Here is an 18,460-nt window from a genome sequence, read left to right as displayed (position 1 = left end):
GGGCTCCCGCGGGTGGAATGGGTATTAAAGGGAATTCAAAAACGCCAGCAACGCAGCGCGCTGCTCGGCATTGAAAGTCAAAACCTGTTGTTGCGCAGCTGCCGCTTCGCCGCCATGCCAGAGCACGGCTTCGAGCAGGTTGCGGGCGCGACCGTCATGCAAGAACTGGGTGTGGCCACTGACCGCTTCAGTCAGGCCGATGCCCCACAACGGCGGGGTACGCCAGTCGCGACCGCTGGCCTGGAATTCGCTGCGGTTGTCGGCCAGGCCGTCGCCCATGTCGTGCAACAGCAGATCGCTGTAAGGGCGAATCTCTTGATTGGCCAGTTCAGGTTCGGCGGCGTTGGCGGCGGTGGTGTATTTCGGTGTGTGACAGGACTGGCAACCGGCCTGGTAAAACAGATTCTTGCCGGCCAGCACTTCAGGCGCCCCGACATCGCGGCGCGCCGGGACGGCGAGGTTGCGGGTGTAGAACAGAACCAGACGCAGGATGTTGTCGCTGACTTCCGGCTCACCCTCGGGACCGGCACCGCTCGGTGCGTGTTTGCAGGCGGTTTGTGCATCGGTGCAGTCATCAAAGGGTCTCAGGCTGGTCGTGAGGCCCATATCACCGGAAAACGCGTGAACATTTTGTTGATTGAGGGTCGGTTGTCCGGCTTTCCAGCCAAATCGCCCGATGACGGTCTTCTGCCGTGTGTCATCCCAGACCCGGTTCGCTCGACCGGCGATGCCGTTTTTCTCTTTAGCCTGCGTCTCGGCGTTCGCCAAAATGGCCTCTTCCGGGATGGCTTCCAGCAAGCCCAGGCCGATCATCGGCGGTGCAACCCTGGCCGAGAAGCGGGTGTCGGGATGCATAGGGCCGTAGCCCAATTGGCTGATGTTCAAGGTCGGCTTGCGCAGCTCCACTACGGTGCCGTCCTTGAAGCGAACCGGCACCGGCGTGTAATCGACGCGTACCTTGCCTTCAGGGACCACGCCGGGCACGGCCATGTCCTGGAATTGTCCGCCGTAGACCGGCTCCGGCACCACGCCCTGCCGCTCGATTATTTTGGCGTAGACGGGAGCATCGGGAATCGACAGGCGCACCAGCATCGACACGGCATTCTGCGCATCGGGTGCAGGCGGGTGTCCGCGGCCGTCCTTGATATGGCAGCCCTGGCAAGCGTTGGTGTTGAACAATGGGCCGAGGCCGTCACGGGCGGTCGTGGTCGACGGGGCGATGACCCAAGGATTACGGAAGAAACTGTTGCCGACACTGAAGTCCACGCGCCTTGATGGCGGCAGGTTGGCCGATGGCAGCGAAAAGGCGTTCTGATCGGTCTTGCGCACGGTCGCACTGCCCCCGGAGCGGGCTTCACCAGGTTCTGCCTTGGTAAAACGCGGGGCGTCATCGCAGGCACTCAGGCCCAGGGCCAGAAACAGTGCGGACAAGCGAAGAAACAGCGGGGGCATCAGACATCCTGCAAGACGAGCAAAACAAGGGCGCAAAGTCTAACAGGGTAGGGGAGTTTGAATAAGAGGAATTATCGTTTGCTTGAGGTGGGGCACACGCCATGAACACACTACAACCCCCTGTGGAAGCGAGCCGCCCGGAGCCGGCTCGCTTCCACAATGGACAGCACTCTGTCCCATAAAAAAGGCGACCCGAAGGTCGCCTCTTTATTCAGCCAGCGTTGATCAGAATTCGTGATCAGCGTTGTCCGGGTTCAGGTCGCTGATACCCAGTTTGCCAGCGGCGGCTTCGATCGAACCGGTCTGCTTGACCAGCGAAGCGATGGCGTCACGGACGATCTGGTTGCCGGCGGTGTTGCCGGCAGCGATCAACTGGTCGTAGTGCTCACCCTTGTTGGCATGGTCGACGATGACCTGCATCTTGGCTTCAGTCGCGGCCAGATCGGCTTTCAGTGCGGTGTCGGCAGCCGGGTCGACTTTGGCCACCAGGGACGACAGGCTTGCACCGGTCATTTTGGTGCCGTCGACACGGGTGTATTCGCCCAGGTAGACGTTACGAACGCCTTTGGCATCGTAGAACTGCGAGTTGTGGGTGTTGTCGCTGAAGCAGTCGTGTTCGTCTTCCGGGGAGTTGGCTTCCAGGGAAACTTTCATGCGTTCGCCCGCCAGTTCGCCCAGGGACAAACTGCCCATGCCGAACAGCATTTTACGCAGGCCGCTTTCAGCCGGTTCCGCTTCCAGGGTGGCGCGGTAGTTGTCGGCCACGTTCGGCTTCCAGTTGCCGACCATTTCTTCCAGGTCGCTGACCAGCAGTTGGGTCACGGCCTTCAGGTAGGCGCGGCGACGGTCGTTGTGGCCGCCAGTGGCACCTTTGCCTTCCAGGTAATCGGAAGCAGGGCGGTTGCCGGCGCCAGGGCCGGTGCCGTTCAGGTCCTGGCCCCAGAGCAGGAATTCGATGGCGTGGTAGCCCGTGGCGACGTTGGCCTCGGAACCGCCCAGCTCGTTCAGGCTGGCGAGTTTTTCCGGGGTGATGTCTTTCACGTCGACCTTGTCTTCGCCGACCTGAATCTGAGTGTTGGCGATGATATTGGCGGTGGCACCCGGGTTACCCAGCGCGTGCTCGTAGGATTTATCGACGTAGTCGATCAGGCCTTCATCCAGTGGCCAGGCATTCACCTGACCTTCCCAGTCGTCGATGATGGTGTTGCCGAAGCGGAAGACTTCGCTCTGCAGGTAAGGAACGCGGGCGGCGATCCAGGCAGCCTTGGCGGCTTTCAGGGTGTCGGCGTTCGGCTTGGCGAGGAAGGCGTCTACAGCGGTTTGCAGGGTTTTCGCGGTGGATTCGGCATCGCTGTAGACAGCGAAAACGATGTCGGCGTAATGGGCGACAACGGCTTTGGCAGCGGCTTCATCGACTTTACCGGCAGCGGCAGGTGCAGCGGCCGGGGCAGCAGCAGTGCTGGCGGCCGGCGCAGGTGCGGCAGCTTTTTCCTTGTCTTTGCCTTCACCGCAACCGGCGAGGGAAATTGCGATGGCCAACAGACTGGCGGTAGCCAGAGGCATACGAATCATGGCGAACATCCTGCTTCGAGAGGGGGTGGAATGGCGCGCCCGGCGCGCAAAACTGGCACATAATGCAAATCTTTCGCATTATGTGTAAAGGGTTGTGCTTGGAAATATTTCTTATTCACGGGTGGCAGGCGTTTTCATTCGGTGGGAGCGAGCCTGCTCATGGGGGGGGAACGATGATGCGGGCGGTCTGAAAAGATGCATCGCCTGCAAATTCATCGCGAGCAGGCTAGCTCCCACAGAGTGAAAGGACACGGCAGTCTTTTACAAAATTGCTGCATTACTGCGCTGGGCCTGCTTCAGATAAGCGCCCAATTCTCTTGCCGGTAACGGTTTGCTGTAATGATAACCCTGACCTTCGTGGCAGCCTTCGGAGATGATGTAGGCCTCCTGTTCGGCCGTTTCCACGCCTTCGGCGATCACCTGCATGCCCAGGCTCTTGCCCAGCTGGATGATGGCGCGAACGATGGTTGCGTCGTCGTCATCATCGAGCAGGTCTTGAACGAAGCTCTTGTCGATCTTGATCTTGTCCAGCGGCAGGCTTTTCAGGTAGCTCAGTGAGGAATAACCCGTACCGAAGTCGTCGATCGCGATCAGCGCCCCGGAGCGACGCAGGCTGAGCAAGTGCTGGGCGGCGGTACTGATGTCTTCCATCAGGCCGGTTTCGGTCACCTCCAGCTCCAGGCTGCGCGGTGGCAGGCGGTACATCTGCAGCAGGTTGTTGACCACCCTTGGCAACTCGGCGTGGTGCAGTTGCACAGTGGACAGGTTCACCGCCATGCGCAGGTCGCTGAAACCCTGGTCATGCCAGTCGCGCAATTGCTTGCAAGCCTGATCCAGCACCCACTCGCCAATGGCAATGATGGTGCCGTTCTGCTCGGCCAGCGGGATGAACAGGTCCGGCGGAACCAGCCCGTGTTCCGGATGCTGCCAGCGAATCAACGCCTCGACGCCGACCACCCGGTGGTCGCGGTAGCTGATCTGTGGTTGATAGACGAGGTAGAACTGCTCGCGGACCAAAGCATCGCGAAGGTCTTTTTCCAGCTCGCGACGGCGCCGCATCTCGGTATCGACGCTGGCGATATAGAACTGATAGCGGTTGCGCGAGCGAGTCTTGGCCAGGGTCATGGTCTGCTCGGCTTTCTGCAGAAGCTTCTCGGTGCTGTCACCGTCTTCGGGGAACAGGGTGATGCCGATGGTGGCACGCAAGCGGATTTCCTGATGATCGAGGGCAAACGCCGCTTCCAGGTCATCGAGAATGCTTTGGGCCAGCTCGGCGGCTTCGTAGGGTTGTTCGATATCGGCCTGCACCAGGGCGAACTGGTCGCCACCGAGACGGGCGAGGGCACCAAGGCGTCCACTGTGCGCACGCAGGCGATCGGCCAGGGCCAGCAACAGTTGGTCGCCGGTCTGGTAGCTGAACTGTTCGTTGATGCCCTTGAAGTCATCGAGGCCGACACACAGCACGGCCACCCGTCGTTGCAGCTTGCCGGCGTCCACCAGAATCTTGTCCAGTTGCGATTGGAGTTGCTGACGATTCGGCAGGCCGGTGAGGAAATCGTACTGGGCCATGCGCAACAGGCTGTTTTCCGCTTCGTGGCGCAGATGGGTGTTGCGCTCGATGGATTCCAGCAACTGGTTGGCGGTGTTGATCCAGATCCCCAGCTCGTTTTTCTCATGGCCCTTGAGCAGCGGGATCTTGTGTTCGCTGGGACGATCCGGGTTGATTTCGGTCAGGTGCTCGATAATCCGCGACAGGGGTTTGGTCAGCAACCAGTGATACACCAGATACAGCACCAGCCCCATCGCCAGGGCGCGCAATACGCCGGATATGAAGATGATCACCGAACTGACGATAAAGCCTTGCCCGTAGGTGGCGGTGTCGAGGGTGATACTCAAGTCGCCGTAGTACTCGCTGTAAGGGCCGCGTCCCACCAATTGAGTGGTGAAGGTGCGTTCCTTGCCGAGGATCAGGTCGGTCAGCCAGCGACTGCTGGAGTGCTGCAGCTCGCGGGATTTCTGCGCGAGCATGGCTTCATTGGGGTGGCCGATGGAGGCCTGGCGCACAGCATCGTCCTGAAACAGGCCTTCGATGACCTGCATGCCCATTTCCCGGTCCAGGCTGTAGACGGCCTGGGTCGAGGGATCGCGGAACATGTCGAGGATGCGTTCGGCGTCGCCGGCAACGGCCTGGCGGGTTTTGTAGGCATCGAACACGATCTGCGCGCAGCTCAAGACCACGCCGACGATCAATGCCGACAGGAGCACGACCCGGAGCAACTTCACCGACAAGCTGTTCTTGAGTTCCAGCTTCAAAGGGTTATTCCTTGTTCCGTGCGGGTAGCATCAAGTTGCCATGAGTATTGGCAATCCCGTGATGGCAGTCAAAGGGACAATCATCCATGGGGGATTTTGCCTGCAGCTTGGCCGATATGCAGTTGTCTGGGGTAATTGTCCGATTAGTACTGTGTCGGTTGTCGAGTCCTTCAACTTGAGGAGGGATGTGGAGATATTTTCCTTCTGACTGATGTTAGACGGCTGTGGCGCCGGGGCAAGGGGGTGAAGGATGGTTTCATCGTGGGAAATTGGCCTGGCTTACGGATTTGCGCGATCTTCCTGTGGGAGCGTGGCTTGCCCGCGAAGACGGCCTGATAGCCGACCTGTCTTTTGTTGACTGAGTACATATCCATTGCTGCGGTAACGGCTGCTTATGGTTTCGCCCTGACGGCCGACTCCCTTTGGCAAACGCCCCAAAGGAAGCAAAGGTCTCGCCCCGGCGTCCGGCCCCTCGCTAGAGCTCGGGGTTCCTTCGCTCCGGCATTCATCCGGGGGCATTGCCCTCCGGTTGGCTTCGCTGCACCTACATGCAATGGGTTCGACTGCGTCGAACGGCGCTGCGCGCCAGCCCCCGGATGAACACCTCCGCTCAGCCTTCCGATGGGGCGGGTGGATCAAGATCAAGAGCTGAAGGCGAGCTAACGCTCGGCCTGATATGACGGCCTGACAGCCAACCAATACCTCACAGATATACCCAATCCAACTGTGGGAGCGAGCCTGCTCGCGAAGACGGCGGAACAATCACCACCGTCCCTCTGCTCATTTCCTTCCATAAAAAAACCCGGCAAAAGCCGGGTTTTTTGTCTGGCATCGAGCTTAAGCGGTGAAGGTTTTGCCTTCGAACTGCTCAGCCACGAATTTCCAGTTGACCAGGTTCCAGAACGCTTCGACGTATTTTGGACGCAGGTTACGGTAGTCGATGTAGTAAGCGTGTTCCCAGACGTCGCAGGTCAGCAGCGGGGTGTCGCCGTTGGTCAGCGGGTTGCCGGCGCCGATGGTGCTGGCCAGGGCCAGGGAACCGTCAGCCTTTTTCACCAGCCAGCCCCAACCGGAACCGAAGGTGCCGATGGAGGTTTTGCTGAATTCTTCTTTGAACTTGTCGAACGAACCGAAGGAAGCGTTGATGGCTTCAGCCAGTGCGCCGGTTGGTTGACCGCCGGCGTTTGGCGCCAGGCAGTTCCAGTAGAAAGTGTGGTTCCAGACCTGAGCGGCGTTGTTGAAGATACCGCCCGAGGAAGATTTGACGATCTCTTCCAGAGTCTTGCCTTCGAACTCGGTGCCTGGCACCAGGTTGTTCAGGTTCACGACATAGGTGTTGTGGTGTTTGTCGTGGTGATACTCCAAGGTTTCCTTGGAAATGTGCGGCTGCAGGGCATCGTGTGCGTAAGGCAGCGGCGGCAATTCGAAAGCCATGATGATTCTCCTAATCAGGTCGGTTGCGGTGAGCGCAAGGCCGATCACGGGCGGCCAGACAAGCGCCGGGGAGTTTGTACTCTTTGCGGCGCATCGGATCGGATCATAGCACCGGGGGTGCGGCATAACCACGCAACAACTGTGTGGAATAGAGGTTCAAGGGGATGCCCTCACTAAATGACCGTCATTTAGTGAGGGCATCCCTTTAGCCTTTTGGAATAAATCAGCCAGCCATGATTAATTGAAGTGCAACGGCAAACATCATCACTGCGACGAGCAGGTCGAGAATTCGCCAGGTGCTTGGCCGGGCTAACCATGGGGCGAGCCACGCAGCACCCAGTGCGAGGGTGAAAAACCACAGCAACGAGGCACTGGCCGCACCGACCACATAAGCGCCAGGTTCTGTCTGCTGCGCGCCGAGCGAACCGATCAACAGGACGGTGTCCAGATACACGTGGGGGTTGAGCAGCGTCACTGCCAGCGCACTGAGCATGACCGCGCGCAAAGAGCGCACCGTCTGGTTTTCACCCTGCTGCAGACTTTGTTTCGAGCAGGCACGGCGCAACGCCTGGCTGCCATACCAAATCAGAAATACAGCGCCACCCCAGCGGGCCACTGCCAGCAAAGTCGGGTTCTGCGCCAGCACCGTTGCCAACCCGAACACCCCGGCGGCCACGAGCAACGCATCGCAGGTCACGCACAGTGCCGCCACCGGCAAATGATGTTCACGTCGCAGGCTCTGGGCCAGTACAAAGGCGTTTTGGGTACCGATCGCCATGATCAGGCCCGCGGCCACCAGCAGGCCGTTTACATAGCTTTGCCACATAATTGCTACTCCGCGTTGGCTGCGAGGTCGCGCAGCACTTGCATGGCGCGTTCGGCGTCGGCCTGGCCGACGAACAAATGGTCGTGGTAGTAGCCGGCAATCACGTTGCAACTGATGCCGGCCTTGCCCAGTGCCGTGGCGAACGCAGCGGTCAGGCCGACGGCTTCGAGGGCCGAGTGCACGTTCAGGGTGATCCAGGCCGCGATGTAGTCGAAGCTGAAACCGGCCTGTTCGGCGTGAGAGCGTTCGAGAATGACTGTCAGGCCTTCCTGTTCACGAAAGCTGCCGATGATGTCCAGGCCTGAAGGCAATTGCCCGTCACGCAGGGTGCAGAACACGTATTCGCCGGCGTTGAGTTGCGGGCTCATGCTGCGCAGCAATGTTGCCAATGAGGTTTCGCCAGCCATGTGAGTGATCCTGTTCAAGAGTTCTTGCTGGCCATTCTCCGGCAGGACGCTGTATAAGAAAAACCAATAGTGGTGATCGCTCATTAGGAAAACTGATGTTCGACTATAAATTGCTTTCTGCCTTGGCCGCGGTGGTCGAGCAGGCGGGTTTCGAACGGGCTGCGCAGGTGCTGGGTTTGTCGCAATCGGCGATTTCCCAGCGCATCAAATTGCTCGAAGCGCGCGTCGGCCAACCGGTGCTGGTGCGGGGCACGCCGCCGTCGCCGACCGAGATTGGCCGGCGCCTGCTCAACCATGTGCAGCAGGTGCGTTTGCTTGAGCGCGATTTGCAGACATTGGTCCCGGCGTTGGACGAAGAAGGACTGCCAGAGCGCCTGCGTATCGCCCTGAACGCTGACAGTCTGGCGACCTGGTGGGCGCAAGCCGTAGGGGATTTTTGCGCGGACCAGCATTTATTGCTGGACCTGATCGTCGAAGATCAGACCGTCGGCCTTAAACGCATGCGCGCAGGGGAAGTGGCGGCCTGCCTGTGTGCCAGCGAGCGACCGGTGTCCGGCGCTCGCAGCGTGCTGCTGGGGGCGATGCGTTACCGGGCATTGGCCAGCCCGGCCTTCATCGCCCGGCATTTTCCCCAAGGTGTGCGTGCCGACCAGTTGGCCAGAACCCCGGCCTTGGTATTCGGCCCTGATGACTTCCTGCAGCATCGCTATCTGGCGTCCCTCGGGGTCGATGGCGGATTCGAGCACCACTTGTGCCCATCGTCCGAAGGCTTCATCCGTCTCACAGAAGCCGGACTCGGCTGGGGGCTGGTGCCGGAACTGCAGGTTCGCGAACAGCTGGAACGCGGCACTTTGCTGGAGCTTTTGCCAGATAAGCCGATCGACGTGCCGTTGTACTGGCATCATTGGCGCAATGGCGGTCAGTTGCTGGGGTTGCTCACCGATCAATTGGTGCGCGCGTCGAAGCAGTGGCTGGTGCCGTTGGACTGACGGGCGGCGTCAAGACCTCACGCCCTGCGCAATATGCAAAGCGCAAAACGAAATATTCGGAGTACAACATGAAGATTCTGGTCACCGGCGCGAGCGGCTTCATCGGCGGGCGCTTTGCGCGTTTCGCCCTGGAGCAGGGCCTGGATGTGCGGGTCAACGGTCGCCGGGCCGAGGGTGTGGAGCATCTGGTGCGGCGTGGCGCCGAATTCGTTCAGGGTGACCTCAGCGACCCCGAGTTCACCCGCGAGCTGTGCGCCGATGTCGAGGCCGTGGTGCATTGCGCCGGTGCCGTCGGCGTGTGGGGGCGCTATCAGGACTTTCACCAGGGCAACGTTCAGGTCACGGAAAACGTGGTCGAGGCTTGTCTGAAGCAGCGGGTCCGGCGCCTCGTGCACTTGTCGTCGCCATCGATCTACTTCGATGGCCGTGACCACTTGGGCCTGACCGAGGAGCAAGTCCCCAAGCGCTTCAAGCATCCCTACGCCGCGACCAAATACCTGGCTGAGCAAAAGGTCTTCGGCGCCCAGGAATTCGGCCTCGAAACCCTGGCCCTGCGCCCGCGTTTTGTCACCGGTGCCGGTGACATGAGCATCTTCCCGCGCCTGCTCAAGATGCAGCGCAAGGGACGCCTCGCAATCATTGGCAACGGCCTGAACAAGGTCGATTTCACCAGCGTGCAGAACCTCAATGAAGCGCTGCTCAGCAGTTTGCTGGCCAGCGGTTCGGCCCTGGGCAAGGCCTACAACATCAGTAACGGAACGCCGATCCCCTTGTGGGACGTGGTCAATTACGTGATGCGCAACATGGAGGTTCCACACGTTACGCGCTACCGTTCCTACGGCTTGGCCTACAGCGTTGCCGCACTGAACGAAGGCGTGTGCAAGTTGTGGCCGGGTCGTCCGGAACCGACTCTGTCGCGACTGGGCATGCAGGTCATGAACAAAAATTTCACCCTGGACATCAGCCGCGCCCGGCATTATCTGGATTACGACCCGAAGGTGAGCCTGTGGACCGCTCTTGATGAGTTCTGTAGTTGGTGGAAGGCTCAGGACATTCGTTGAATGGGCCCTGGACTGAACCGACTACGGGGTTGAGGGTCAATCGGTGCGGCCGTGGGGGTTATACTCGCCGCATCAAGCCATCACCGTTTCACAAAGGTTGATTCAATGTCCATGCGTAACGATGCCAACGACGACTTCGATGATGTACCGAGCCTGCGTGCCGATAGCCTCGACGACGATGACTATGTACCCACCGCGCGCACTTCCGTGCATTCGCGCACGGCGCCCGTGGTCAAGGTCAAGAGCCCGAGCACCGGGCCGTTGTGGGCGCTGGTCGGCGCTCTGTTCTTTGCGTTCGCGGGCCTGGCCTGGTGGAGCTTCCAGCAGATTTCGCTGATGGAGCAGCAACTGGTGGCGACCCAGGAAAGTTTCGCGCGTATCAGTGAGGAAGCGGCAGGGCGCCTGCAGGACATTTCCGGCAAGGTGGTCGCCAGCCAGACCAACGTGACCTCCGACAGCGAAGCCTTGAAGCTGCAGATCAAACAGCTGCAAAGCCAGCTGCAGGATCAGGGTAAACAGCAGCAGGGCGTGGCCGGTCAGGCATCGGAGCTGGACAAGCGTCTGGCGCAGATGACCGCCCAGACCACCGAGCTGGACAAGCGCCTCGAACAGATCAGCGCTCAGAATACCGCTCATGCCACTGAGCAACAGACCGCCACCATTCAATTGCAGGCTCAGGTCAAAGTCTTGAACAGCGACGTAGCCGTGCTGAAAAGTGCCCCGGCGGACACTGAGAAGTTCGACGCGCAGCTAAAAAGCCTCGGCGCCGACATCACTGCATTGAAAAAACAGGGCAACCCGAACGCCGCCATCGATCGCCTGGAACAGGAGATCGTCATCCTCAAAAGCCAGCAGGACAATCGCCCGACACCGGCTCAAAGCTCGACCAATACCGCGGAGTTCGACGCCTTCCGTGGCCAGGTCACCCGCAACATCAACACCCTTCAGGCGCAGATCCAGAACCTGCAACAGCAATTGCGCGCAAGGCAGTAACCTTCTGGCGAGGGGATAAAACCCTTCGCCACAAAAGCGCTTCCCTCACTCCCAAGCCGTCTACGCTCTTGAAACATCAACAAGAACGAGGGATGCACAATGGGGTTTCTGCAGAAGCTGGCCTTGCTGGGCGGGATGCTTTTGTTGTGCCAGGGCCCGGTCCAGGCCGCCGGGACGGAAAAAGCTGACAGCCAGGCCGCCATCGCCTTGCTGGAAAAAGCCCTGGCCTACTACCACGACAATGGTGACAAGGCCTTCGCCGCGTTCAGCCGCCAGGGCGAGTTCGTCGACAAGGACCGTTATGTGTTTGTCGTCGACACCAAGGGCGTGATGCTCGCCAGTGGTGGTCCGTCCGCGGCGCTGATTGGCCGGGATGTGTCGGAGGTCCTCGGGCCGGATCTGCGCAAATCCTTCAAGGATGCCCTGAAAGTGCCGGAGGGCAATGGTATCCAGCAAGCGGAATATCGCTGGCAGAACTGGGCCGACGGCAAGGTCGAGCGCAAGCATGTGTATTACCAGCGTGTCGGCCAGCGGATCCTCGCGGTCGGCTACTACCTGCCGCGGGCCTCGGCGGAACAAGCCATGGCCTTGTTGAACAAAGCGGCGACCGACCTGGCCAAGGACGAGAAGGGCACCCTGACGGCGATCAACGCCCTCAAGGGCGGCTATCTTCAGGATGATTTGTATGTGTTTGTCGTCGACCTGAACACCCAGCGCTATGTCGCCCACGGCACTAATCTGCGCTTGATCAACACCGATTTCGGCAAGATCAAGGACCCGGAAGGCAAACCGGTGGGGGAGCCGATCCTGGCGCTGATGAGCCGGCAGGATTATGGCGAGTACGAATACCGGTGGAAGAATCCAGTGACCGGCAAGGTCGAGGACAAGCATGCCTACCTGAAGAAGGTCGGGCCCTTGCTGGTGGCGGTGGGGTATTACAGCCCATGATTTTTTGGCGTTTGTGACAACGCCTTCGCGAGCAGGCTCGCTCCCACAAGGACCGTGCAATTCCTGTGGGCGCGGGCTTGCCCGCGATGCAGGCGACGCGGTCTGGCTACCGAACCGTGTCTTCCCGCCCTCGCAACAACATGTTCGGCATGGCTGCCGCTGCCGCCAGTCCCAGCAACGACACCGCCGCGCTGACGATCAGCAAATGCCGGAAGGTCAGCAGCAGCTCGGCGCGCAAGGCGTTCTGCGCATCCCCCGGCGCGGCGTTCAAGCCGTCCAGCAGAACATTGCCCGAATGTCCTTCGGCAATCAGTGACGAGCCGGCCAGGTGCGCGAAGTTTGAATCCTGCAAAAACGCCAGCAGAAGCGCCGACATCAGGGCAACGCCAACCGCACCGCCCAGTGAGCGGAACAGGTTAGTGGTGCTGGTGGCGACACCGATGTCTCGCTGTTCCACTGAGTTCTGCGTGCCCACCAAAGACGTCGGAAACTGCATGCCCGAGGCAATCCCGCTGAGCAACATGAACAGACTGCTCAACACAAAAGCCTGGGGCGGGCTGAAGGCCATGCCGAGGATCGAGATCGGCATCAGGATCGCCCCGGTGAGAATCTGCGGCTTGTAACGCCCGGTCACGGAAGTACGGCGCCCGGCAAAATATGCACCGATCGGCAAGCCCATCGCCAGCGGCAGCAAATGCAGCGCTGCGCTGTCGGCACCGGCGCCAGTGACACTCTGGAAGCGCAATGGCATTAGTACGATCAAGGAGATTGCCTGGAAACTGGTGAAGAAAATCGTGCACCAGCACAGCAGGGCATTGCGGTTGGCGAACAGGTGCATGGGCAGCAGTGGCTCCCGCGCGCGCCGCTCATGCCAGACGAATGTTGTCAGCACCACACCGGCGCAAGCAAAGAGACCAAGCACTTCGCTGCTGTGCCATGCATGCCCTTGGCCAACCTGAGTGATACCGAGCAAAAGCGCGGTCAGGCCGATAATCATCAGCAGCGTGCCGAGGTAGTCGATGATGGGTTTGCGCTGCGGAATCGGCAGTCCCACCAGGTTGCGCCGGGCCACCCACCAGGCGCCAAGTCCCAGTGGCAGATTGATCAGGAACACCCAGCGCCAGGACAGGTATTCGGTCATATAACCGCCGAGCACGGGACCCGCTACGCTGGCCACCGCATACATGCTGCTGAAGTAACCCTGATAACGCCCGCGCTCGCGCGGCGGCACGATGTCGCCGATGATCGCCTGGCTGACCGAAATCATCCCGCCCGCGCCTATCCCTTGAAAGATCCGCGCCAGCACCAGTTGCTCCATGCTCTGGGCCATGCCGCAAAACAACGACGCCAGAGTGAACAGGCCCATGCCGAACAGCATCAACTTGCGCCGCCCGTACAGATCACCCAATTTGCCGTAGATCGGCACCGCCACTGTCATCGCTACCATGTAGCCGGAAATCACCCAGGCCAGCAGGCTGACGTCCTTGAATTGCGCGGAAATGGCCGGCATCGACACCGCGACGATGGTCTGGTCCAGCGCGCCGAGGAAGATCGCCATCATCAGCGCGACCAGTACGCTGCGAATGGCTGGCTTGGGCGTTTCAGGGTGCTGAAGATTGGTCACGTGGAAACCTGCAAGCAGTGATTATCCGCACGCACAATGGGCGAGCGGGGGTGCTCGCCAGTGTAACTCTTAGTTAGCAGGCTATTCGATAGCCTCGTAAGGAAGCCCGACGTAATTTTCCGCGATGGTTTTGCGGCCCGCCTCAGAGTCGACGAAGTACTCCAGCTCCGACTCGGCAATACGCTGGCTGAAGGCATCGTGGTCTTCGAAACGGTGCAGCATCGACGTCATCCACCAGGAAAACCGCTCGGCTTTCCAGACCCGGCGCAGGCAGATGTCGGAGTACTTCTCCAGCAAATCGACACGGCCCTCGCGGTAAACCTTCAGCAGAATGTTGAACAGCGTACTGACGTCGCTTGCCGCCAGGTTCAAGCCCTTGGCGCCGGTGGGCGGGACAATGTGCGCGGCGTCACCGACCAGGAACATGCGCCCGTACTGCATCGGTTCGACCACGAAACTGCGCAGCGGCGCGATGCTTTTTTCGATGGACGGTCCGGTCACCAGTTTTTCCGCCAGGGCCACTGGCAGGCGGGACTTGAGTTCATCCCAGAAGCGTTGATCAGACCAGTCCTCGACCTTTTCATCGGCCGGCACTTGCAGGTAGTAACGGGTGCGTGTCGCCGAACGCATGCTGCACAGGGCGAAACCGCGTTCGTGCCGAGCGTAGACCAGCTCTTCGTGGACCGGCGGGGTATCGGCCAGTATCCCCAGCCAGCCAAAGGGATAGACCCGTTCGAACACCTTCAGGCACTCGGTGGGTATCGACTGCCGTGCCACCCCATGGAAACCGTCGCAGCCGGCGATGTAGTCGCAATCGAGGCGATACCGCTCGCCATCCTTCTCGAAGGTGACGAAGGTTTCTTCGGTTTTCATGCCATGGGGGACCACGTTGCCGGCCTGGTAAATCGTCTGCGCACCGGCCTCCCGACGAGCGGCCATCAGGTCGCGGGTGACTTCGGTCTGGCCGTAGATCATCACCGTTTTACCGCCGGTCAAGGCTTGCAGATCGATGTGCACCTGGCGGTGATCGAGGGCCAGTTCGAAGCCGCCGTGGACCAACCCTTCGGCGTCCATGCGCTGACTCACGCCGGCCTGGCGCAACAGCTCTACCATGCCTTGTTCAAGGACACCGGCACGGATGCGCCCGAGTACATAATCGGGCGTCTGACGCTCGAGAATCAGGGTGTCGATACCGGCGTTGTGCAGTAATTGGCCGAGCAGTAGACCGGAGGGACCGGCACCAATAATAGCGACTTGGGTTTTCAGCATTTTCATTGTTTTTATGACTCGCAAGCTCCACGCGACCAAGGTCGGTGAGTGATTTTTATGGATCGAGTGCTTGCATTTTTCCCTTGCGGGTCTGTCAATTGAAGGTGAAAACTGAGCCGATACCTGTACATTCTGCCAATCGGTGCGATTATCGCCCGTCATCTATTCCGAGGCCTGGATTGAAGTGATGAACAAGCCTGACCTGCCTTCGATTCCAGTGTTCAAGCTCTACGGTGAAAGCCTGGATTGGCCAACCCCGGACTTGCTGCACTGTGAAACCATCTCCAAACGCAGCCGCGAACATCAATGGGAAATCAAACCCCACCGCCATGCCGATTTATGCCAGTTGCTCTTCGTATTCAAAGGTCAGGCAGAGCTTGAAATCGAAGGTAAACGCACGCAACTGAACGAACCGGCGATCCTGGTCATGCCACCGCTGTCGGTGCATGGCTACCGTTTTTCCGAAGACGTCGAAGGGTTTGTGGTGACCCTGGCCGCGCCACTGGTCGCCCATCTCCAGGCGCAACTGGGTAACTCGGTCAATGCCCTGGCCCAGCCCGAAAGTTACCCGGCCGGCAAGGACAGTGAGTACCTCAATAGCCTGTTTGCAGCCTTGCAAAGCGAATACACAGGCCACCAACCGGCGCGGGAAATGCTCATGCATTCGCTGGTCAGCGTGATCATGGTGTGGGTCAGCCGCCAGGTGATCCAGCGACAATCAGCCACACAACGGCCGCAGCGTGCCCGGGAATACCTCAACGGTTTCATTCAACTGGTGGAGGAGACTTATCGCCAGCACGTCAAGGTCGAGGACCTGGCTCATCGGCTGGGCATTTCCGTGTCCCACCTCAACGGCACCTGCCGCGAACTGGCAGGGCAACCGGCATTGCAGATCATGCACGAACGGCAGTTGTTGGAGGCCAAGCGCTTGCTGACCTACACCAGCATGACCATCTATGAAATGTCCGACATGTTGGGGTTCTCTGATCCGACAAACTTCACGCGCCTGTTCCGACGACGGGTGGGAATTTCGCCCAAGGCTTTTCGCGACCGCTTGAAGGCCGATCAGGACAACCCGGCCTGATCCGCTGTCTTCAACGGCATTCGTCAGCGCAGGGCGTTGAGGGTCGCGTTGTGGGGAATGCAACGCTCGAAATTGCAACTGGCGTAATCACGGGGCAGGTTGCGCAACTGCTCCACGCGCCAGGCTGCAGCGCCATACAGCCCGAGCGTCACCGCGCAGGTGATGAAAATGGCGAGGTACCTTCTTGTTCTGATGTTCATGGCGTAGACCTCTGAACGAATACCCGTGGGTATTACCTTGAGCATAGGTCACAGAGGGGCAGCTGCAAGCTGCAAGTTTCAAGCTGCAAGTAGTGGACTGTGAGCTTGCAGCAGCTTCAAAGTCCGATATCCCACTGCGGCTCTTGCGGAAACCTCATCACCAGAAAATCCAGCAAACTGCGCAACGCCGCGGGCATGTGTTTGCGCGAGGCATATACCGCGTACACGTGCATCTGCCGGGGTTCGGCATGGGGCAGCAGGCGCACCAGCTCGCCGCTGTGGATGTGCACCCCGGCCTGATACGTAGGCAGCATCGCCACCCCGGCGCCAGCCATGGCCGCACGCAGCAGGGTGCTGGCTTCGTTGGCGCTGATGTTTCCTTGCACCGGCACCGAGACCTGTTCACCGTCCTGTTCGAAATGCCAGAGGCTTTTGCCGAAGTAGGAGTGGGTCAGGCAGTTGTGCTGGCTCAGGTCCTCGACCTGCTGCGGCGCCGGATGCTCGCGCAGGTAAGCGGGGGAGGCGCAGATCACTGAGCGGCAGACCGTGAGTCGACGCGCGATCAGGTTAGGGTCCAGGTCGTTGCTGGTGCGGATCGCCAGGTCGATGCGCTCATCCACCAGGTTCACCGTGCGGTCGAGCATCTGCATGTCGATGCTGACGCCGGGGTAGCGCTTGACGTATGCCGCCATGGCCTCGGCCAGTTGCGCCTGGCCGAACGAAGTGCTGACGCTGATGCGCAGCTGGCCACGGGGGGCGTCGTCCGGCGCGCTGACAGCGGCTTGCAGGTCGTTGCACAGCTCCAGCATCTGGCGGCAGCGGGGCAGGGTGTCGCTGCCAGCGGCGGTCAGGCTCAACTTGCGTGTGGTGCGGTGCATCAGGCGTGCGCCAACCCAGTCCTCCAGTTCCGCCAGATACCGGGAAACCACCGGTCGCGACAGCTCCAGATGATCGGCTGCCGCTGACTGGCTACCGAGGTCGACCACTGTGACGAACACCCGCATTGCTTGTAGACGATCCATGATTTGCCCGATTTCAGAAACAAACTATGTTCCAGCATCGCATTTTTTGTACTGAGTCTGGCAACTAAGCTCTGGTCCATCGCCAAACATGGCATTCGGACCCTGGAGCAACAGATGATCGGCTTCACTTCACTCAAACGCGTTTTCCTCGCCACCGCCCTCGGTTTTGCCGCCCACGCCAGTGCATCGACGCTGACGCTGGATGTCTACAACCCCGGAACCCAGGCGATTTTCCCGGTGACCTCGGTACTGGTCAGCGGAGAGAAAGAGGCGATCCTGGTGGACGCGCAATTCGGCAAGTCCCAAGCCGAGCAGGTGGTGGAAAAAATCCGTGCCAGCGGCAAGCAATTGACCACCATCTATATCAGCCACGGCGACCCGGATTACTACTTCGGCCTCGACACCCTGACCGCTGCATTCCCCAAGGCCAAAGTGCTCGCGTCGCAACCGACCGTTGATCACATCAAGCAGACCGTCGCCGGAAAATTCGCGTTCTGGGGGCCGAAGTTGGGGGCTGACGCGCCGGCCAAAACCATCGTGCCTGAGGTGATCAAGGGCGACAGCCTGAACCTCGAAGGGCAGACGTTGCAGGTGGTCGGACTGGGAGGCAAACAACCGGATCGCAGCTTCGTCTGGATCCCTTCGATCAAGGCTGTGGTCGGCGGTGTGGTTGTGGCGCAAAACATCCATGTGTGGATGGCCGACACCCAGACTCCGCAGTCCCATGCCGATTGGCTGGCTACGCTGCATTCGATCGAAACCCTGAACCCGAAAACCATCGTGCCGGGACACTATCTCGGCGAGAGTACCCGGTCCCGGGCCGCTGTGCAGTTCACTGCCGATTACATCAAGGCGTTCGACGAAGAAACCGCCAAGGCCAAGGATTCCCCTGCATTGATCGCCGCGATGAAAAAGCGCTTCCCGGCACTGGGCGAAGAAAGCTCCCTGGAGCTGAGCGCCAAAGTCGCCAAGGGCGAGATGAAGTGGGGTGAATGAATTTATCTGTGGCGAGGGGGCTGTTGTGGCGAGGGGATTTATCCCCGTTTGGCTGCGCAGCAGAGGTGAGCGCAGTGGTTCGTTTCGGATCGGCCAGTATGATTTGCTGGTGAGCCGTGAAGGGCGCAGCTGGATCACGTTCGCCGACTATGCGATTGCGATGCTCGATGAAGTCGAAGCGCCGAAGCATTCGCGGCAGCGGTTTACTGTCGGCTACTGAGTACACAAATACCTGTGGGAGCGAGCCTGCAACATAGAATCTCCCACAGG

Annotated in this window: 16 protein-coding genes and 1 pseudogene; 7 read left to right on the top strand and 10 right to left on the bottom strand. The window is 60.0% G+C overall.

Translation table 11 applies throughout. The features are described 5' to 3' along the window. Positions 1-24 precede the first annotated feature (24 nt). The 6 genes from AC07ZE_RS23920 to AC07ZE_RS23895 all read right to left on the bottom strand — a co-directional run bounded on the left by AC07ZE_RS23920 (position 25) and on the right by AC07ZE_RS23895 (position 8,004). Positions 25-1,452, bottom strand: coding sequence for a di-heme oxidoreductase family protein (locus tag AC07ZE_RS23920; RefSeq protein ID WP_207266899.1), 1,428 nt, complete (start codon positions 1,450-1,452; stop codon positions 25-27). A 225-nt stretch (positions 1,453-1,677) separates the two neighbouring features. Further along, positions 1,678-3,024: an imelysin family protein gene (locus tag AC07ZE_RS23915; protein ID WP_207266898.1), complete on the bottom strand. Its 1,347-nt coding sequence runs from the start codon at positions 3,022-3,024 to the stop codon at positions 1,678-1,680. A gap of 261 nt (positions 3,025-3,285) precedes the next feature. Then, positions 3,286-5,337, bottom strand: coding sequence for a putative bifunctional diguanylate cyclase/phosphodiesterase (locus AC07ZE_RS23910; RefSeq protein WP_095193107.1), 2,052 nt, complete (start codon positions 5,335-5,337; stop codon positions 3,286-3,288). A gap of 837 nt (positions 5,338-6,174) precedes the next feature. Beyond that, complete coding sequence (locus tag AC07ZE_RS23905; RefSeq protein ID WP_192417135.1) at positions 6,175-6,771, bottom strand: superoxide dismutase; 597 nt, start codon at positions 6,769-6,771, stop codon at positions 6,175-6,177. A 223-nt stretch (positions 6,772-6,994) separates the two neighbouring features. Next, positions 6,995-7,597 (bottom strand): LysE/ArgO family amino acid transporter, encoded by a 603-nt coding sequence (locus AC07ZE_RS23900; RefSeq protein ID WP_095193108.1) that lies wholly within the window; start codon positions 7,595-7,597, stop codon positions 6,995-6,997. 5 nt (positions 7,598-7,602) lie between these two features. Then, positions 7,603-8,004 carry an ACT domain-containing protein gene (locus tag AC07ZE_RS23895; protein ID WP_207266897.1) on the bottom strand — a complete coding sequence of 134 codons (402 nt, stop codon included), beginning with the start codon at positions 8,002-8,004 and terminating at the stop codon, positions 7,603-7,605. Between the two features lie 95 nt (positions 8,005-8,099). Here AC07ZE_RS23895 and AC07ZE_RS23890 point away from each other — a divergent pair, with 95 nt between their 5' ends. From AC07ZE_RS23890 to AC07ZE_RS23875, 4 genes are all read left to right on the top strand, one after another. Beyond that, a complete protein-coding gene (locus tag AC07ZE_RS23890; RefSeq protein ID WP_207266896.1) occupies positions 8,100-8,993 on the top strand; it encodes a LysR family transcriptional regulator ArgP in 894 nt (297 codons plus the stop codon). Between the two features lie 68 nt (positions 8,994-9,061). After that, positions 9,062-10,054 (top strand): NAD-dependent epimerase/dehydratase family protein, encoded by a 993-nt coding sequence (locus AC07ZE_RS23885; protein WP_207266895.1) that lies wholly within the window; start codon positions 9,062-9,064, stop codon positions 10,052-10,054. A 105-nt stretch (positions 10,055-10,159) separates the two neighbouring features. Next, on the top strand, positions 10,160-11,047 hold the full coding sequence (locus AC07ZE_RS23880) for an ATPase (protein ID WP_207266894.1): 888 nt from the start codon (positions 10,160-10,162) through the stop codon (positions 11,045-11,047). A 99-nt stretch (positions 11,048-11,146) separates the two neighbouring features. Then, positions 11,147-11,995, top strand: coding sequence for a cache domain-containing protein (locus AC07ZE_RS23875; RefSeq protein WP_207266893.1), 849 nt, complete (start codon positions 11,147-11,149; stop codon positions 11,993-11,995). A gap of 106 nt (positions 11,996-12,101) precedes the next feature. Here AC07ZE_RS23875 and AC07ZE_RS23870 read toward each other — a convergent pair whose 3' ends face one another. Both AC07ZE_RS23870 and pobA read right to left on the bottom strand, forming a co-directional pair. After that, the gene (locus AC07ZE_RS23870; protein ID WP_207266892.1) at positions 12,102-13,619 is read right to left on the bottom strand and encodes an MDR family MFS transporter; all 1,518 of its coding nucleotides are present in this window, start codon (positions 13,617-13,619) and stop codon (positions 12,102-12,104) included. An 81-nt stretch (positions 13,620-13,700) separates the two neighbouring features. Further along, positions 13,701-14,885: a 4-hydroxybenzoate 3-monooxygenase gene (pobA, locus tag AC07ZE_RS23865; RefSeq protein ID WP_207267879.1), complete on the bottom strand. Its 1,185-nt coding sequence runs from the start codon at positions 14,883-14,885 to the stop codon at positions 13,701-13,703. 190 nt (positions 14,886-15,075) lie between these two features. Between pobA and AC07ZE_RS23860 the strand changes: the two genes are divergently transcribed. After that, positions 15,076-15,972, top strand: a complete 897-nt coding sequence (locus AC07ZE_RS23860; RefSeq protein WP_207266891.1) for a helix-turn-helix domain-containing protein — start codon at positions 15,076-15,078, stop codon at positions 15,970-15,972. Positions 15,973-15,995: 23 nt separating this feature from the next. On the opposite strand, the gene AC07ZE_RS23855 is transcribed toward AC07ZE_RS23860, so the two are convergent. Together AC07ZE_RS23855 and AC07ZE_RS23850 are read right to left on the bottom strand one after the other, a co-directional pair. Beyond that, positions 15,996-16,172 (bottom strand): hypothetical protein, encoded by a 177-nt coding sequence (locus AC07ZE_RS23855; RefSeq protein WP_170948630.1) that lies wholly within the window; start codon positions 16,170-16,172, stop codon positions 15,996-15,998. Between the two features lie 116 nt (positions 16,173-16,288). Then, entirely contained in the window at positions 16,289-17,194 is a 906-nt protein-coding gene (locus AC07ZE_RS23850; RefSeq protein WP_207266890.1) for a LysR family transcriptional regulator, read from the bottom strand. A gap of 114 nt (positions 17,195-17,308) precedes the next feature. Between AC07ZE_RS23850 and AC07ZE_RS23845 the strand changes: the two genes are divergently transcribed. After that, positions 17,309-18,190, top strand: coding sequence for an MBL fold metallo-hydrolase (locus AC07ZE_RS23845; protein WP_207266889.1), 882 nt, complete (start codon positions 17,309-17,311; stop codon positions 18,188-18,190). Positions 18,191-18,254: 64 nt separating this feature from the next. Next, a pseudogene (locus tag AC07ZE_RS23840) lies at positions 18,255-18,410 on the top strand (NAD(P)-dependent oxidoreductase); the annotation flags it as partial. Positions 18,411-18,460: the final 50 nt, after the last annotated feature.

This window comes from Pseudomonas sp. GW101-3H06, from assembly GCF_059424605.1.
Note: the sequence above shows the minus strand (reverse complement) of the source record. Positions and strands in the feature narration are given on the sequence as shown.

Bases quoted from the DNA above. Each gene is read 5' to 3' on its own strand.
- AC07ZE_RS23920 (WP_207266899.1), bottom strand. From the start codon at position 1,452: ATGCCCCCGCTGTTTCTTCGCTTGTCCGCACTGTTTCTGGCCCTGGGC.
- AC07ZE_RS23915 (WP_207266898.1), bottom strand. From the start codon at position 3,024: ATGATTCGTATGCCTCTGGCTACCGCCAGTCTGTTGGCCATCGCAATT.
- AC07ZE_RS23905 (WP_192417135.1), bottom strand. From the start codon at position 6,771: ATGGCTTTCGAATTGCCGCCGCTGCCTTACGCACACGATGCCCTGCAG.
- AC07ZE_RS23900 (WP_095193108.1), bottom strand. From the start codon at position 7,597: ATGTGGCAAAGCTATGTAAACGGCCTGCTGGTGGCCGCGGGCCTGATC.
- AC07ZE_RS23895 (WP_207266897.1), bottom strand. From the start codon at position 8,004: ATGGCTGGCGAAACCTCATTGGCAACATTGCTGCGCAGCATGAGCCCG.
- AC07ZE_RS23890 (WP_207266896.1), top strand. From the start codon at position 8,100: ATGTTCGACTATAAATTGCTTTCTGCCTTGGCCGCGGTGGTCGAGCAG.
- AC07ZE_RS23885 (WP_207266895.1), top strand. From the start codon at position 9,062: ATGAAGATTCTGGTCACCGGCGCGAGCGGCTTCATCGGCGGGCGCTTT.
- AC07ZE_RS23880 (WP_207266894.1), top strand. From the start codon at position 10,160: ATGTCCATGCGTAACGATGCCAACGACGACTTCGATGATGTACCGAGC.
- AC07ZE_RS23875 (WP_207266893.1), top strand. From the start codon at position 11,147: ATGGGGTTTCTGCAGAAGCTGGCCTTGCTGGGCGGGATGCTTTTGTTG.
- AC07ZE_RS23860 (WP_207266891.1), top strand. From the start codon at position 15,076: ATGAACAAGCCTGACCTGCCTTCGATTCCAGTGTTCAAGCTCTACGGT.
- AC07ZE_RS23855 (WP_170948630.1), bottom strand. From the start codon at position 16,172: ATGAACATCAGAACAAGAAGGTACCTCGCCATTTTCATCACCTGCGCG.
- AC07ZE_RS23850 (WP_207266890.1), bottom strand. From the start codon at position 17,194: ATGGATCGTCTACAAGCAATGCGGGTGTTCGTCACAGTGGTCGACCTC.
- AC07ZE_RS23845 (WP_207266889.1), top strand. From the start codon at position 17,309: ATGATCGGCTTCACTTCACTCAAACGCGTTTTCCTCGCCACCGCCCTC.